Annotated in this window: 14 protein-coding genes; 6 read left to right on the forward strand and 8 right to left on the reverse strand. The window is 72.7% G+C overall.

What is annotated here, in order from left to right:
- Positions 1-175 precede the first annotated feature (175 nt).
- Entirely contained in the window at positions 176-931 is a 756-nt protein-coding gene (locus ACY34K_RS33235; protein ID WP_462753892.1) for an SIS domain-containing protein, read from the reverse strand.
- 199 nt (positions 932-1,130) lie between these two features.
- On the opposite strand from ACY34K_RS33235, the gene ACY34K_RS33240 reads away from it, so the two are divergent.
- Complete coding sequence (locus ACY34K_RS33240) at positions 1,131-1,823, forward strand: metal-dependent transcriptional regulator (protein WP_462753894.1); 693 nt, start codon at positions 1,131-1,133, stop codon at positions 1,821-1,823.
- A gap of 471 nt (positions 1,824-2,294) precedes the next feature.
- A complete protein-coding gene (locus ACY34K_RS33245; protein ID WP_462753896.1) occupies positions 2,295-3,167 on the forward strand; it encodes an alpha/beta fold hydrolase in 873 nt (290 codons plus the stop codon).
- Positions 3,168-3,241: 74 nt separating this feature from the next.
- Here the strand turns inward: ACY34K_RS33245 and ACY34K_RS33250 are convergent, their stop codons facing one another.
- The 4 genes from ACY34K_RS33250 to ACY34K_RS33265 all read right to left on the reverse strand — a co-directional run bounded on the left by ACY34K_RS33250 (position 3,242) and on the right by ACY34K_RS33265 (position 6,913).
- Positions 3,242-3,637, reverse strand: coding sequence for a hypothetical protein (locus ACY34K_RS33250; protein ID WP_462753898.1), 396 nt, complete (start codon positions 3,635-3,637; stop codon positions 3,242-3,244).
- A gap of 109 nt (positions 3,638-3,746) precedes the next feature.
- The gene (locus ACY34K_RS33255) at positions 3,747-5,345 is read right to left on the reverse strand and encodes a transporter (RefSeq protein ID WP_462753900.1); all 1,599 of its coding nucleotides are present in this window, start codon (positions 5,343-5,345) and stop codon (positions 3,747-3,749) included.
- Positions 5,342-6,157 carry an ABC transporter ATP-binding protein gene (locus ACY34K_RS33260; protein ID WP_462753902.1) on the reverse strand — a complete coding sequence of 272 codons (816 nt, stop codon included), beginning with the start codon at positions 6,155-6,157 and terminating at the stop codon, positions 5,342-5,344. Before ACY34K_RS33260 ends, ACY34K_RS33255 begins: the two co-directional genes overlap by 4 nt.
- A 69-nt stretch (positions 6,158-6,226) precedes the next feature.
- A complete protein-coding gene (locus tag ACY34K_RS33265; protein WP_462753904.1) occupies positions 6,227-6,913 on the reverse strand; it encodes a bifunctional DNA primase/polymerase in 687 nt (228 codons plus the stop codon).
- A gap of 265 nt (positions 6,914-7,178) precedes the next feature.
- Between ACY34K_RS33265 and ACY34K_RS33270 the strand changes: the two genes are divergently transcribed.
- Positions 7,179-8,564, forward strand: a complete 1,386-nt coding sequence (locus tag ACY34K_RS33270) for a transcriptional regulator (RefSeq protein ID WP_462753906.1) — start codon at positions 7,179-7,181, stop codon at positions 8,562-8,564.
- A gap of 131 nt (positions 8,565-8,695) precedes the next feature.
- Here ACY34K_RS33270 and ACY34K_RS33275 read toward each other — a convergent pair whose 3' ends face one another.
- Positions 8,696-9,247, reverse strand: coding sequence for a hypothetical protein (locus ACY34K_RS33275; RefSeq protein ID WP_462753908.1), 552 nt, complete (start codon positions 9,245-9,247; stop codon positions 8,696-8,698).
- A 150-nt stretch (positions 9,248-9,397) separates the two neighbouring features.
- On the opposite strand from ACY34K_RS33275, the gene ACY34K_RS33280 reads away from it, so the two are divergent.
- Positions 9,398-10,450 carry a hypothetical protein gene (locus tag ACY34K_RS33280; RefSeq protein WP_462753909.1) on the forward strand — a complete coding sequence of 351 codons (1,053 nt, stop codon included), beginning with the start codon at positions 9,398-9,400 and terminating at the stop codon, positions 10,448-10,450.
- 46 nt (positions 10,451-10,496) lie between these two features.
- On the opposite strand, the gene ACY34K_RS33285 is transcribed toward ACY34K_RS33280, so the two are convergent.
- Positions 10,497-11,762 carry an ABC transporter substrate-binding protein gene (locus tag ACY34K_RS33285; RefSeq protein ID WP_462753915.1) on the reverse strand — a complete coding sequence of 422 codons (1,266 nt, stop codon included), beginning with the start codon at positions 11,760-11,762 and terminating at the stop codon, positions 10,497-10,499.
- 169 nt (positions 11,763-11,931) lie between these two features.
- Here ACY34K_RS33285 and ACY34K_RS33290 point away from each other — a divergent pair, with 169 nt between their 5' ends.
- Together ACY34K_RS33290 and purU are read left to right on the forward strand one after the other, a co-directional pair.
- Entirely contained in the window at positions 11,932-12,378 is a 447-nt protein-coding gene (locus ACY34K_RS33290) for an SCO4402 family protein (protein ID WP_462753917.1), read from the forward strand.
- A gap of 46 nt (positions 12,379-12,424) precedes the next feature.
- Positions 12,425-13,276: a formyltetrahydrofolate deformylase gene (purU, locus tag ACY34K_RS33295; RefSeq protein ID WP_462753911.1), complete on the forward strand. Its 852-nt coding sequence runs from the start codon at positions 12,425-12,427 to the stop codon at positions 13,274-13,276.
- Positions 13,277-13,843: 567 nt separating this feature from the next.
- Here purU and ACY34K_RS33300 read toward each other — a convergent pair.
- Positions 13,844-15,011 (reverse strand): maleylpyruvate isomerase N-terminal domain-containing protein (locus tag ACY34K_RS33300; RefSeq protein ID WP_462753913.1); only part of this gene is annotated, 1,168 nt, incomplete at its 5' end.

Raw genomic sequence — 15,011 nt, forward strand, 5'->3', positions numbered from 1 at the left:
CGCACCCGCGCCCGGGACCGCGGGCAGCCCAACTCGCCGGCAGGCACCGCACCCGCGCCCGGGACCGCGGGCAGGCCTACCCCCGGCAGGCACCGCACCCGCGCCCGGGACCGCGGGCAGCCCAACTCACCGGCAGGCACCGCACCCGCGCCCGGCCGGCGGTGGAAGGCGCCGCTCAGTGGCGGAAGAAGATCCGGTCCGCGTACTCGCTCATCACGCGGCCGTTCCACTCGTGGCCGCCGTCGACGTTTCCCGAGCGCAGCAGGGGCGGTTCGATCCCGCGGGCGACGAGGGCCTCGGTCGCTGCGGCCATGGTCGCCTGCATCAGCGCGCTCGTGACGACCGTGGAGGCGGGCGCGAACGGCGCCTCGACGCCCTCGTGGGTCAACTCCGCGTCGCCCACCGCGATTTTGGAGTCCAGGACGATGTCGCAGTGGTCCTTCAGGAAGGTGCCCGAGACGTGCCGGGACTTGGTCTCCTCCGCGTACGCCACGGACGTCACGCCGATGACCTTGAGACCGAGGGCGCGGGCGTTCATCGCCATCTCGACGGGCAGGGCGTTGCGCCCGGAGAGGGAGACGATGATCAGCACGTCGCCGGCCCTGGCCGGTGAGGAGTCGAGCACGGCGCCCGCCAGGCCGTCGACCCGTTCCAGGGCCGAGCCGAGCGTCGCGGGCATGACGTCGACGCCGACGACCCCGGGGACGGCGAGCAGGTTCATGAGCGCGAGGCCGCCGGCCCGGTAGACCACGTCCTGGGCGGCGAGGGAGGAGTGCCCGGCGCCGAAGGCGAACAGCCGGCCGCCCGTGGCGACGGCGTCGGCGAGCACCTCGCCGGCGGCGGCGACGTTCGCGGCCTCCTCGTCGCGGACCTGCCGCAGCAGGCCGATGGCGGCGTCGAAGAACCGACCGGCCAGCTCGCTGTCGCCCATCGCCGATGCCCCTTTTCGTCGTCTTCTGATGGTTTCGTGCTGTGTCGCCACCGTGTCGCGGATCACGTTGCGGTCTGGACCATTGCTCTGTCAATACCGACCCGTGGCGGGTGCGGGATGCTTGTCGGCGGGATGCGCAAGAATTGGGACAGGGCCAGCGCACGATTCTTTTGAATCACCACAGCATCGAGGGGCACGTATGTCCGGACTGATCGACACCACGGAGATGTACCTCCGCACCATCCTCGAGCTCGAAGAAGAAGGTGTGGTGCCCATGCGGGCCCGCATCGCCGAGCGGCTGGACCAGAGCGGGCCGACCGTCAGCCAGACGGTCGCGCGCATGGAGCGCGACGGTCTGGTGACCGTCGCCGGCGACCGGCACCTGGAGCTCACCGACGAGGGTCGCCGCCTGGCCACGCGCGTCATGCGCAAGCACCGGCTGGCCGAGTGCCTGCTGGTGGACGTGATCGGCCTGGAGTGGGAGCAGGTCCACGCCGAGGCCTGTCGCTGGGAGCACGTGATGAGCGAGGCGGTGGAGCGCCGCGTCCTGGAGCTCCTGCGCCACCCCACCGAGTCGCCGTACGGCAACCCCATCCCGGGTCTGGAGGAGCTGGGAGAGAAGGCCGAGGCGGAGGCGTTCCTCGACGAGAGCATGGTGGCGCTGTCCGAGCTCGACGCGGGCCCGGAGGGCAAGACCGTGGTGGTCCGCCGCATCGGCGAGCCGATCCAGACCGACGCCCAGCTGATGTACACGCTGCGCCGCGCGGGCGTGCAGCCCGGCTCGGTGGTGAGTGTCACGGAGTCGGCGGGCGGCGTGCTCGTCGGCAGCAGTGGCGAGGCGGCGGAGCTGGGCGCGGAGATCGCGTCCCATGTCTTCGTGGCCAAGCGCTGAGCCTTCCCCCTTTCGGTGGTACACCCGGTCCGGCGGCGGACCGGGTGCCGTTTCCGTACGGAATGGCAGCGGACGCGCCGATCCCGTGCCAGTCTTGGCTCACTGCATATGACCTGAGGGCGCGGGATGCGGCTCCGCGCCCGGGAGGGAGCAGGTTGATGCGCCCGACACTCGCGCCCGTGCCCCCGCACACAGAGGGCCCCGGCGCCCATCGGCGCCGGGGCCTGTCCTCCCCTGTGCTGACCCGGAGCCCCGAGCTCCCAGGGTCGTCCCCCTCGGACCGATTTCCCCGAGCGGCCCGCCTCCCGTTGAAGATCTCCCCTCGACGACGGACGTCAACCCTTGCGTCGCGTCACTCGTACGAGCGGTGTTGCCGGAGAGAACCCTGTTTTCGAATATGGGTTCGATAGTCTGACGGGGCTCGTTCGACGTGTGGCAGCTCGACGTGGACAGAAGGGGGTGCCAGGACAGATGGTGCGACGTATCGACCTGACCGGCGCCGACGGCGTACGCCTCGCGGCATGGGAGTTCACCGACCCGCCCAAGGCGGCCGGCCACGGCGGCGAGACCGAGCGCTCACCCGGCGTCTTACTCCTCCACGGGCTGATGGGCCGCGCCGCGCACTGGGCGTCCACCGCCCGCTGGCTCGCCGAGCGGCACCGGCCGGTCGCCCTGGACCAGCGCGGGCACGGCCGCAGCGACAAGCCGGCCGAAGGCCCCTTCACCCGCGAGGCATATGTCTCGGACGCCGCGGCGGCGGTCGAGCAACTCGGGCTCGCCCCCGTCGTCCTCATCGGCCACTCCATGGGCGCCCTGACCGCCTGGCAGCTCGCCGCCGAGCGCCCCGACCTCGTCCGTGCCCTCGTCATCTGCGACATGCGGGCGTCCGCGCTCGGCGCCGCGTCCCAGCGGGAGTGGGAGGAGTGGTTCCACACCTGGCCCGTCCCGTTCGCCACCCTCGCCGACGTCCGCAAGTGGTTCGGCGAGGACGACCCCCGGCTGGAGCGCCCCAGCCCCGCGCGCGGCGAGTTCTACGCCGAGGTGATGGCCGAGCGTGCCGACGGCTGGCGCCCCGTCTTCTCCCGCCGCCAGATGCTCGTTTCGCGCGAGACATGGGTGCACGACGCCCACTGGGACTCGCTCGCCCAGGTCACCTGCCCCACACTCGTCGTCCGCGGGCTCGACGGGGAGCTGGGCCGGGCGGAGGCCCAGGAAATGGTCCGCGTCCTGCCCCGGGGGCAGTACGCGGAGGTGGCGGACGCCGGGCACCTCGTCCACTACGACCAGCCGGAGGCCTGGCGCCGAGCGATCGAACCGTTCCTGGAGAGCGTGCCGTCGCCATGACGCGCGAGCGCCGTGCGGTCCTCCACGGTGGTGAAGTGCCGCACGGCGCGAATCGTCCGGCCGCCCTCGCGTGATTACGCGGTCGCGGTCGTCCAGCCGTCCTGACCGCAGCGGACGTCGTCCGGGCCGAACTCCGCGCAGGCGCGGAAGGTGATCTGCTCGCCCTCGCCGAAGCTCAGGTCGTGGGTCGAGGACGTACCGGAGCCACCGCGGTGGTAGTACGTCCAGACGCTACCGCTCGGGTAGCGGACCTGAAGCACCGCGGCCATGCCGTCCTTGCAGGAGTCGTAGATCTTGAAGACCTCGCCGTAGGCGTCGAAGCTGGCCTTCGAGCGGTAGCCGCTGTCACACGCGCTGGTGCGGTGGTAGTTCCAGTACACCGGTGCGGCCTCCGCGGTGGCGACGCCGACCGTCATGACGGCGGTCATCGTGAGTGCCCCGGTGGTCATCACCTTGCGCAGCTTGCTCATGGGTTGTGGTTCCCCTCGTTCGTTCAGCCGGTGGCCGAAGCGTGGCCGGAACCTACCAGGTGGCTCAATGTGCATGTCAAATGCCCCAGCGGTGCGTGGAGTTGTGCCGTCAGCCCTTGCTCACCGCCGCGAGGATCTCCGGCAGCCGCGCCGCCGTCCGCGGCGCCGCCAGCCGCACGCCCGCCCACGCGACCAGCGCACCCCACGCCGCGCCCAGCACCATCAGCGCCAGCCGCCACGACATGCCGGCGTCCGCGACCTGGGCCCAGACCGTGAGGGCGATGAGCGGCGCGCAGAGCACCGCGCCCGCAACCATCCCGCCCACGAAGGACATCCAGGCCAGGGCTCCCTGACCGGGCGCCACGTTCTTGTACGCGCTGTCCTGCGGGATCGAGTAGGGGAAGTGGGCCGATGTCATGGCCCCCGTCCCCAGCATCGCGCCCAGGACCCCGAGCGAGAGCCCCAGCGCCTCCGGGAGCCGCCGCCAGTCACCGAGGACCGCCGCCGTCAGCACCGTCACGAACACCACGTACGGCAGGGTGACGACCAGCAGCGCGAAGGCCCGCGCCCGCAGCTCCGCCCCGGCGTCCCGCGTCGACGAGATCGTCATCGCGACCATCCAGAACGACGAGGTGTCCTGGCCGAACTGGTTGTACATCTGGATGCCGAGCATCCCCGCGGCGAAGCACGCGAAGTAGATCGAACCCGTGCCCTGGAGGGCGTTGAACAGCGGCACGATCAGACCGATCGCCAGTGATGTCACCCAGGCCGCCTTGGTCTTCGGGTCCCGCGCCATGTACCGCAGGCTGCGCTGCATCACCGTGCCCGTCCGGCCCTCCGGCCACAGCCGGCTCCCGCCCGACGACGAGCGCCGCCGCGTAGGGCTCGCGGCCGCCGCCAGCGTCGAACCGTCCGGGGTGGTCATCAGCCGCACCAGGCTCCGCTGCCACACGTACACCAGCACTACCAGGGCAGCGGCCGCGAGCAGCAGGCCGGCCACCGCCTCGCCGTACGCGCCCTCGCTCGCCGCGTCCACCGCGCCGATCGCCGACGCCGGTGGAATCCACCGCACCACATCCGCCGCCGGCTCCAGCGCGGCGAGCCCGCCCGACCGCCCGAGCCGCTGCGCACCGAAGTTGACGACCTGGATGCCCACCGCGATCAGCAGACCGCTCAGCACCGCCAGGTCCCGCCCCTTGCGGGACGTCAGCAGCCGGATGTTGGCCGCCGCGACCGCCCGTGCCAGCGCCACGCACACCAGCACCACCAGCGGTACGGCGGCCACGGCCACCACCACCGCGGCCGCGCCGTGGGCCAGGGCCAGGCCCGAACCGAGCGCCAGGCAGAGCGTGAACAGCGGTCCGATGCCCACCAGCGACGCCACCAGCAGCGCCCGCACCAGCGGCCCGGGACGCAGCGGCAGCATCACCAGCCGCGTCGGGTCGAGCGTCTCGTCCCCGCTCGGGAAGAACAGCGGCATCACCGCCCAGCCGACCGCCAGCACCCCCGTCAGCAGCACCATGAGCGCACCCGCGTGCACCTCGCCCCGCAGCAGCAGGAGCCCCAGCAGCACACCCGCGGCGAACAGCAGCGTCAGCACCACGGACGTGACGAAGGCGGCCGTCCGCCCCGCCGACTGCCGAAGCCCGTTGCGCAGCAGCGACAGCTTCAGCCGTACGAAGACCGGGGTCAGCGCCTCCCCGCTCACCGCCCACCGCCCAGCCAGTCCAGCGACTCACCGGTGTCCCGGCCCTGCGCACCCACGAGTTCCAGGAACGCGCTCTGCAGCGACGGGGCACCGCCCCGCACCTCGGCCAGCGTGCCCTGGGCCCGGATACGGCCCGCGGCCATGACCGCCACCCAGTCGCACAGCGACTCCACGAGCTCCATCACATGGCTGGAGAAGACGACCGTGGCACCGGAAGCGGTGTACCGCTCCAGCACCCCGCGGATCGTCTGCGCCGACACCGGGTCGACGCCCTCGAACGGCTCGTCGAGGAAGAGCACTTCGGGATTGTGGAGCAGCGCGGCGGCCAGGCCGATCTTCTTGCGCATACCGGTCGAGTAGTCGACCACCAGCTTGTCCTGCGACCCGGCCAGATCCAGCACGTCCAGCAGCTGTGCGGCCCGCTTGTCGACCTCGTCACCGGGCAGCCCCCGCAGCCGTCCGGTGTACTGCAGCAGCTCCCGGCCGGACAACCGCTCGAACAGCCGGAGCCCCTCCGGCAGCACGCCGATCCGTGCCTTCACCTCGGTCGGGTCGCGCCACACGTCGTGCCCGGCCACCTCGACCCGGCCCTGATCGGGCCGCAGCAGGCCCGTCACCATGGAGAGCGTCGTGGTCTTCCCCGCCCCGTTCGGGCCCACGAGCCCGATGAACCGGCCGGCCGGAAGCGTCAGATCGACGCCGGCGACCGCGACCTGCTCGCCGAATCGTTTCCACAGGCCTTGCACACGAACGGCGGGCGGCGCCGTGCCCGGCGCTCCACCCGCCACGTCATCAACGTGCTGGTCCGGCATGGTCATTGCCTTCCGTCGTCCCCGTCACTTCGGGGGACAGCGTACGGAGGCGTGATCCGGAAGCGGCGCTCAGGCCAGGCGGCCCCGGGCGGAGGCGGCCTCGCGCCCGCACGCGTACGCCAGCGGGCTGATCAGCTCCTCGGCGTCCGGCAGCCAGCGGTTCGCCGGCGTGGGGCGGCAGGCCCACTGCACCGCGCCCTGCCCGCCCACCCGGGTCGGGGGCGCCGCCACGTAATGCCCCTCGCCGCGTGCCACCAGATCGATGCCGCTCGGGGCCCAGCCCAGCTTGCGCACCAGATCGGCCACCTTCGCCGCGGCGCCCGGCAGCACGAAGAACATCATCCGGCGGTCCGGGGTCCAGGTCACCGGGCCCAGTGTCAGGTCCATCCGCTCCATCCGCGCCAGCGCCAGGAAGCCCGCCGACTCCGGGACGTCCAGCGCGTCGAACGTACGGCCCGTCGGCAGCAGGATCGACGCCTTCGGCTGCTTCCCCCACAGCCGCCGCGCGGCGACCGCGCTGCCGGTCGCCTGTGTCGCCCAGTCCGGCCGGGCCGGGTGTGCGCCCGGCGCACGGCACGCGGTGTCACCGCAGGAGCACCGCTCCATGCCGTCCACCGCCTCCAGCCAGGTGCCGGGGAACACGTCCCAGTGCCGGTCTTCCGCATACCGCACGGCGCTGTCCAGCAGCTGTTCGCCCCGCTGCTTGGGGATCTGTGCGGCTTCCGTGACTCCGATGGTGTCTTCCACGGTCAGCACAACTCCCGCGCCCATCCGGGGTTACGGGGCGCGGGAGGGGAGGCCGAGGAGCATCGATTCCGCAATCGGGCGCATCGGTGCACGGGTGGGGGCGCGCGCGAGGGCCGAGAGCGGTGGGCGGGTAGCCACTGTCGGGGAGGTATCAATGCGAAGGTTCCCCGGAATTGCATGATGTTTCGGCATTCCAGCACCAACTTCTGCATTCTTCACATATCAGCCGGGCAGTGATCAACTGACTGATCACCGCGGCAACAGGGGGTAGGTCATGGCAGCGAGGCCGCTCGTCGCCCGTCAGCCGAACGAACGACTGCAGGCGCTCATCCAGGAAGCAGGATGCTCCAACGCCGGGCTCGCCCGCCGCGTCAACATGGTCGGGTCCGAGCGCGGCCTCGACCTGCGCTACGACAAGACGTCCGTCGCCCGCTGGCTGCGCGGGCAGCAGCCGCGCGGCCGGGCACCGGGGATCATCGCCGAGGCGCTGGGCCGCAAGCTCGGCCGCACCGTCACCATCGACGAGATCGGCATGGCGAACGGCAAGAACCTGGCCTCCGGCGTCGGCCTGCAGTTCTCGCCGACCGTGCTGGGCGCGATCGAGCAGGTCTGCGAGCTGTGGCGCAGCGACGTGGGCAGGCGGGACTTCCTGTCCGGCTCGACGGTGGCCGCGTCCGCGCTGGTCGAGCCGAGCCGGGACTGGCTGATCACGGGCGCCGACGCGCAGGTGGCCCGGCAGGCCGGGGCCAGGGTGGGGGAGTCGGACGTCGAGGCGGTCCGGGCGATGACCGAGGCGCTCGTGCAACTGGACCACCGCTTCGGCAGCGGCCATGTGCGGCCCGTCGTCGTGCACTACCTCAACAGCGTGGTCTCGGGGCTGCTGTCCGGCTCGTACCGGGACACGGTGGGGCGCCGGCTGTTCGCCGCCGTCGCCCGACTGACCGAACTCGCCGGGTACATGGCCGTCGACACCGGCCAACCGGGCCTCGCCCAGCGGTACTACATCCAGGCATTGCGCCTCGCGCAGGCGGCCGGGGACCGGGCGTACGGCGGGTACGTGCTGGCCGCCTCCATGAGCCACCTCGCGGCGCAGCTCGGCAACCCCCGGGAGATCGCCCAGTTGGCGCGCGCGGCCCAGGAAGGGGCCCGCGGACAGGTCACCCCGAGGGCGGAGGCGATGTTCCTCGCCGCCGAGGCCCGGGGGCACGCGCTGCTCGGTGACGGACGCACCTGTCAGGAGGTCGCCGACCGGGCGGTCGCGGCGATGGACCGGGCCGACCCGGAGTCGGGTGACGACCCGGCGTGGATCGCCCACTTCGACCACGCGTACCTCTCCGACGAACTGGCTCACTGCTACCGCGACTTGGGTCAGGCAGGGGCCGCGGCAAGGGCGGCGACGGAGTCCCTGGAGGGGCACCCGGGCACCCGGGCCCGGCGCCGGGCGATCGACCTGGTGCTGCTGGCCACGGCGCAGGTGCAGCAGCGCGAGGTGGAGCAGGCCTGTCACACCGGGACGCGCGCGGTGGAACTGCTCGGCACACTCCGCTCGTCGCGGGGCGCCGAGTACCTGGAGGACCTGCAGCAGCGGCTGGAGCCGTACGCGGACGAACCGTCGGTACGGGAATTCGGCGCCCGCCTGGAGCTCCAGGCTGCTGCCTGAACCGGCCGTCGCCCGTCGTCAACGGGAACCGGAAGCAGGGGAGTTGCCGTCAGCGGGCGGCCGCCGCGCGGTCCCGGCCGTCGGGGCCGGCGCACGGCGGGAGGGAAACAGCGTCGCGGGGATGGTTCTTGTTACTGCCGCCACAGACGTGTGCGCGGCCCCTGATACACCCGGTAGCGTGAACCGACGATTCCGTAGGTACACACGTAGGAGTCCCGGTGACGCAGAGCGGACAGGGCCAGGAGCCGCATCCTCCGGCGGCGCGGCCCGCGCACGAGGGTGTCGTGCTGCCCGCCGATGGCGGGCAGGGCGGCCAGGCCTGGGGCGCCGCCCCGGGTGCGGGCGCCGGGCCGGCCGGGGGGCAGCCGTGGGGCGGCTCCTGGGGTCCGCAGGCCGGGCAGCCGCAGCAGCCCGGGGCATACCCGTCGCAGCCGCAGCAGCCCGGGGCGTACCCGTCGCAGCCGCAGCAGCCCGGGGCGTACCCGTCGCAGCCGCAGCCGCAGCCGCCAGGCGCCGGTGCGTACGCGTCGCAGCCGCTGCCGGGCGCGTACCCGCAGCAGCAGGTCCCGCAGGCCCAGCCGCTGCCCGGGCACCAGTACGGGCAGCCGCAGGCGCAGGCCCAGCCGCTGCCGCACCAGTCGGGGCCGTACCCGCAGGGTGCTCAGGGCGTGCAGGGTCAGCACGGCGCTCAGGGTCGGCAGGGGGCGCACGGTGCGGGGCCGGGGAGCGTTGCGCAGCCGCTGCCTCCCGAGGCCGTACCAGGGGTGTCCGACGCGGATGCCACGCAGTACATACCGCCGGTCGCCGGCGGGCCCGGCCCGATACCCGGCCCAATGCCGTCCGGCACGGTCCCGGCCGAGAGCCCCGCCGAGTCCACGCGGTTCCTCGGCACCGGCCCGCTCGTCCAGCAGCCGCAGCCGCAGCCGCAGCCGCAGCCGCAGCCGCAGCCGCAGTACCAGTCCCAGCCGCAGCAGCCGCCGGCGGCGCCGGACGCGGATGCGACGCAGTACATCGCGCCCGTTCCCGCCCAGTCCGTACCGCCCCAGCCCGCCGGCGCGCCGTACGGCATCCGTCCCGGCAGCCCCGACGAGCGGCAGCCCCTCGCCGAGTTCGACAGCCTTTTCCGGGACGAATCGGGCTCGACGCAGCAGATGCCGCGTATCACACCGCCCGGACAGCCCCAGCCGCGGGCGCAGGCCCCGTACCGGCAGCCGCAGCAGGCGGCGTACCAGGACGACTACGACGAGCCGCCGCGGCGCAGGTTCTCGAAGGTGCCGGCGATCGCCGCCGTCGTCATCGGCTGCGCGGTCCTCGGCCTCGGTGCGGGCGCGCTGCTCAGCGGTGGGGACGACACCGACAAAAAGGGCGACAACACCAGTGTCGCCGCGGCCACCTCGCCCACCCCGAGCGCTGAGGCGCCGGCCCCCGACCCGGCGAAGGCGCAGGCGGAGGAGCTCGACAAGCTGCTCGCGGAGAGCGGCAACAGCCGGGGCGCGGTGATCCGTTCCGTGGAGAACATCAAGCGCTGCCAGAACCTGGACCAGGCGGCCGCCGATCTGCGCGACGCCGCCGCGCAGCGCCGCGGGCTGGTCACCAAGCTGGAGGGCCTGACGGTCGACAAGCTGCCCGACCATGCCGCGCTCAGCACCGCGCTCACCAAGGCGTGGCAGGCGTCCGCCTCGGCCGACGACCACTACGCGGCGTGGGCGACACAGGTCAAGGGCAAGAAGGGCTGCAAGAACGGCAAGGCGCGCACGACGGGCCAGACCGCGGAGGCGACCGTGGCCAGTGGCGAGGCGACGGCCGCCAAGCAGGAGGCCTCCCGCCTGTGGAACGGCATCGCCGCCAAGTACGGCCTGACCGCGCGCCAGCCCGCCCAGCTCTGACCGGCCGGGCTCGGTCCGGTCCTCCCGTGGGCCCGGCCCGGGCCCGTCACAGGGACGGGGCGTCCCGCAGGGTCTGGCCCACGTCCACGAAGCCGTCCTTCTGCGCCACCAGCCGGCCCTTGCGCACGACCTGGAAGGTCACGTCCTGGTTGACGATGCGGGGGAAGCCGGGTGTGCCGAGCATGTCCTCGTAGCGCCAGCGCAGGGTGGGCGTGAGGCCGCCGGTGTCCACCTCGACACCGCGGTCGAGGGCGTGCGCGACCATGCCGGCGGTGATCTCCTCCTGGCCGAGCGCCTCGACGGCCCGCTTGAGGACGGTGTACGCGATCCAGGTCGTCTGGACGCCGGCGTCGGCCGGGTCGATCCGGTTGTCGTTGAAGGCGTGCTCCCGGATCACCTGCTTCATCGTGTCCCAGCGGGAATCGCCGGCGTCCGGGTACCAGCCGGTGATGTACGCGCCCTCGAAGGGGCTGTCCGGTCCGCCGGTGCGGTCGACGAGCGGCTGGTCGACGCTGCCGAGCACCGAGGAGATCTTGACATCGCGGCCGTCGGTGGGCAGCCGGCGGAAGGAGTCGAAGAAGTTGGCGGTGCGCTCGCCGAGCGCGGCGGTGACGCAGCCGCCGCGGTCGCCGGCCCGCCACCGGGACTGCTCGGCCTCCTTGGTGTACTCGCCCGCGTCCTCGGCGGCCGGGATGTCCTCGGCGGATCCCCTGCTGCGGTTCCTGAGGCCGGAGTTGAGGAGATAGGGGAGGTCGTCTCCGGTGACGTTGTCGGGGCGGACCAGCGAGACGCGCTCGCAGGCGTCGGCGAGTTGCATGCCGTTGCCGGCCAGCAGTGCGGCCTGGCCGCCGTTGACCGGGTAGGAGAGGTAGCTGGTGAATTCGTCCTCGGAGATGCCGTAGCCGCCGATGTACGGGATTCCGGCGGCCTCCAGCGGTGCCATGAAGGCGCGGCCGTACTGGCTGTAGGAGCCGACGACGGCGACCACGTTCTCCTTCACGGCCCGCCGGGCACAGGCCGCGGCGCCGGTCGCGTCGTTGTTCTCGTTGCAGGTCAGGACACGCAGCTCATGGCCGTCGATGCCGCCCTTGGAATTGACCCACCGGGCGTATGCCTGTGCCATGGCGGGCATTCCTGGCATATTGGTCGCGCGAGTGCCCTCAGGGGCCCATGTCATCACCGTGACGGGCTCCCTGGAGCCCCCCGTGGCCCCAGGGAGCACCCCGCAGCCGGTGAGGAGGGACGCCGCGGCGATCGCCGTCGCGGCCCGGAGAGAGAACGAAGGGATGCGTCGCCTGCCGTTACCGGTCATGCTCACGCACACTTCCTGCTCACGGGTAACGCGGGAGTGTGGACTGTTCAACGCAGGGTGACGACGAGGTGAATTGCGGGGGCAGGGCGGGCCCCGGTGCGGGGGAACGTACGATCGAAACGTGTCCAGTTCGGTGAACTCTTCCCGTCGCGGCCGTCGCTCCTCCACCATGGGCGGCATGCCGCTCAATGACATGCCCTGGTGGCGCTGGCGCTGCAATGTGCGCTCGGCGCTGCACATGCTCTCCGACCCCGGATTCCACCAGGAGTACTGGCTGGCCGGCCGCGAGGGGTACGGGGACGTCACCGACGCCGTGTACCGGCTGGTCGAGGACACCTGGCTGGACAACTGGTCCGCCGAGAAGTACGTCGGGACGATATTCCGCGACTCCGGCGAGGCCGCGCTGGTGGACGTCGCCGTGCTGCGGGTGCTGCGCATCATGCACCAGGTCGGCGCGGACGCACCCGTCTCGGCCTACATGGGCCACCACGGCTGGCCGGAGGCGGTCCGCGCGGCCCGCGAGGCCCATGTGCGGCTCGCGACCAACGACGGCGAGGACCCGGACGCGCCGCCGCGCTCGCTCGACGTGCTCCGGATCATGACCAGGTCCGCCTGACGGACCGTCGTGGGCCGGTGCCCTGGGAATATGGCATCCTGCGAGGATGACTGACCAGTACGTCCTCACGCTCTCCTGCCCGGACAAACAGGGCATCGTGCATGCCGTGTCGAGCTACCTGTTCATCACGGGATGCAACATCGAGGACAGTCAGCAGTTCGGAGACCGGGACACGGGTCTCTTCTTCATGCGGGTCCACTTCTCGGCCGAGGCGCCCGTGACGGTGGACAAGCTGCGGGCCAGCTTCACGGCGGTGGGGGACTCCTTCGCGATGGACTGGCAGATCCACCGCGCGGACGAGCGCATGCGGGTCGTGCTGATGGTGTCGAAGTTCGGGCACTGCCTGAACGATCTCCTCTTCCGCACCCGGATCGGCGCGCTGCCCGTCGACATCGTGGGCGTGGTCTCCAACCACACCGACTTCGCCGAACTCGTCGCCTCTTACGACATCCCCTTCCATCACATTCCGGTCACGAAGGACACCAAGTCGCAGGCCGAGGCGGAGCTGCTGGAGCTGGTGCGCGGCGAGAACGTCGAGCTGGTGGTGCTGGCCCGGTACATGCAGGTGCTCTCGGACGATCTGTGCAAGCAGCTGAGCGGCCGGATCATCAACATCCACCATTCCTTCCTGCCGAGCTTCAAGGGCGCCAAGCCCTACCACCAGGCGCACGCCCGCGGCGTGAAGCTGATCGGCGCGACGGCCCACTACGTGACGGCCGACCTCGACGAGGGCCCGATCATCGAGCAGGAGGTCGAGCGCGTCGGCCACGAGGTCACGCCCGAACAGCTCGTGGCGATCGGCCGCGACGTGGAGTGCCAGGCGCTGGCCCGAGCGGTGAAGTGGCACGCGGAACGCCGCATCCTCCTGAACGGGCGCCGCACGGTCGTCTTCGCGTAGGGGCGCACGTCCCCACGGCCCCCACCCCGCGGTCCGGACCGGCGGACCCCGGTGCCCCACCGCTGCTGCGCCCGACGGGTTCGCGCCGCGGACGGGCGCCCTGCGGGCGGTCGCCCTGCGGGCGGAAGCCGCACGGGCCGGACGCCCCCATACCGAAGGCCGAAGGCGCCGGCGCTCCTGGAGCGTGGCGGCTTCGTGCGGCGGAACAGGAGTCCTGCGGGCAGGAGCCCAGCGAACAGGGCCCCGTCAGACCCCCGGGCCTCCCGGGCGGAGGGGGCGTCCGCCCACGAGCGGGGCATTGCCCACGCGCGGTGGGCTGTGCCGCGTGGCGCCTTCGTGCCGCGAGGCAGGGCAGGGTCTGCCCGAGTGCGGCGGTCTCGCGCACGGTGCAGGGGCGAAGCGCCTGCTTCGGTGCATCGGCGGCGCTCTCCCCGGTCGCCGCGCAGGGCCGGGCACCGCGCGTGGTGTCGCCGCGCCCCTGCGCGCGCCGGGTCCCGGAGGGCAACCCGCGCAGAACGGGGGGGTGGGGGCGGAGCCCCCACGGTGCGGGGCCGCCCCCGGAAGTGCTTACATGCGGCTCAGGGAAGCCGCCGCGCACAGCACGTCCTTGATCGCCTCGCGGTCGCCGTCCTGGCCCGCCGCCGCTTCCTCCGGGGAGACGTGGCCCGCCACCAAGTGGCAGAACTCCTCCGAGTCCAGGGCGACTTGGGCGACCACGTGGTCCTGCGAGCCGACCGCGGCCGGGGAGTCCAGGGCGATGTACCAGTGGCCGCCGCCCGAGCCCTCGACCTCCAGGTGGAGCGAGCGGCCGGGGGAGCCGGCGGTGACCAGGCGGCGGGCCGGGGACGCCAGCCCCGAGCGGCGCCGGCCGGCGAGCCTGCCCGGCAGAACACGGGCGGCCAGATCGATCATCCGGTGCAGATGGGCGCCGCTGGGCGGCTCGTACGGATAGTCGACGGCCGTCGCGATGTCGTCCGCGTGGACCCAGCACTCGAAGGCCCGGTCGAGCATCGAGTCCCGCAGGGGCAGCGAGAAGTTCCCGTACGAGACGGAGAGTTCGGCCACGCCCCGGCCCGCGAAGGAGACCGTGCGGACGAGGGAGTGGGCCTGCTCGCGCCACGGTCCGCGGACCGTTCTCGTGGGCGGGTGGTCCGCGTTCCGCCAGTACGCCTCGGTGCGCTCGGCGGGCACGACCGGCGCGGGCGGGCCGGGCGGCCTGCCGGGGACCTTCGGGGACAGCGGGTCGTCCAGCCCGAGCGCCGAGCTCACCAGGCCGTCTACCGCGAGGAGATGGCCGATGACCCCGGCCACCGTCGTCCGGCGGCTCATCCGCTGCTCGTCCTCGAACCACTTCAGCCGCACCGGCGCGTGCCACTCGGAGTCCCCGATGTCCCGCAGCAGCGCGTCCAGCCGGGCGGTCTCCGCGTCGTACGGACCGGCCCAGTCGGGCACCGGGATACGGGCGGGCCGACGGCCCAGACAGTTCTCCAGCACCCGGGAGCGCAGCAGCGGGTCGAGGTCCAGGTCCCCCTCGTGGTGCAGCAGCCCCACCGCGTCCCGCAGCCGCAGGGCCTCGTCCGCGCAGGGCGCGCACTCGGTCAGGTGCGCCTCGACGGCAGCCGTCTCCTCGGCGGAGCACGCGGCGAGCGCCCACGCCCCGAGCAGCGACTTGAGGACGCCGTGCGGCAGTTTCTCCGCCGCGGGCGGCGCGGCGGCCTGCGGGGGAGCGGTCGGC

The sequence above is a fragment of the Streptomyces sp. STAM6 genome (genome assembly GCF_054963715.1).

Coding starts and splice junctions, on each gene's coding strand:
- ACY34K_RS33285 (WP_462753915.1), bottom strand. CDS start 11,762: ATGACCGGTAACGGCAGGCGACGCATCCCTTCGTTCTCTCTCCGGGCC.
- ACY34K_RS33260 (WP_462753902.1), bottom strand. CDS start 6,157: ATGCCGGACCAGCACGTTGATGACGTGGCGGGTGGAGCGCCGGGCACG.
- ACY34K_RS33245 (WP_462753896.1), top strand. CDS start 2,295: ATGGTGCGACGTATCGACCTGACCGGCGCCGACGGCGTACGCCTCGCG.
- ACY34K_RS33290 (WP_462753917.1), top strand. CDS start 11,932: ATGGGCGGCATGCCGCTCAATGACATGCCCTGGTGGCGCTGGCGCTGC.
- ACY34K_RS33240 (WP_462753894.1), top strand. CDS start 1,131: ATGTCCGGACTGATCGACACCACGGAGATGTACCTCCGCACCATCCTC.
- ACY34K_RS33250 (WP_462753898.1), bottom strand. CDS start 3,637: ATGAGCAAGCTGCGCAAGGTGATGACCACCGGGGCACTCACGATGACC.
- ACY34K_RS33280 (WP_462753909.1), top strand. CDS start 9,398: ATGCCGTCCGGCACGGTCCCGGCCGAGAGCCCCGCCGAGTCCACGCGG.
- ACY34K_RS33270 (WP_462753906.1), top strand. CDS start 7,179: ATGGCAGCGAGGCCGCTCGTCGCCCGTCAGCCGAACGAACGACTGCAG.
- ACY34K_RS33235 (WP_462753892.1), bottom strand. CDS start 931: ATGGGCGACAGCGAGCTGGCCGGTCGGTTCTTCGACGCCGCCATCGGC.
- purU (WP_462753911.1), top strand. CDS start 12,425: ATGACTGACCAGTACGTCCTCACGCTCTCCTGCCCGGACAAACAGGGC.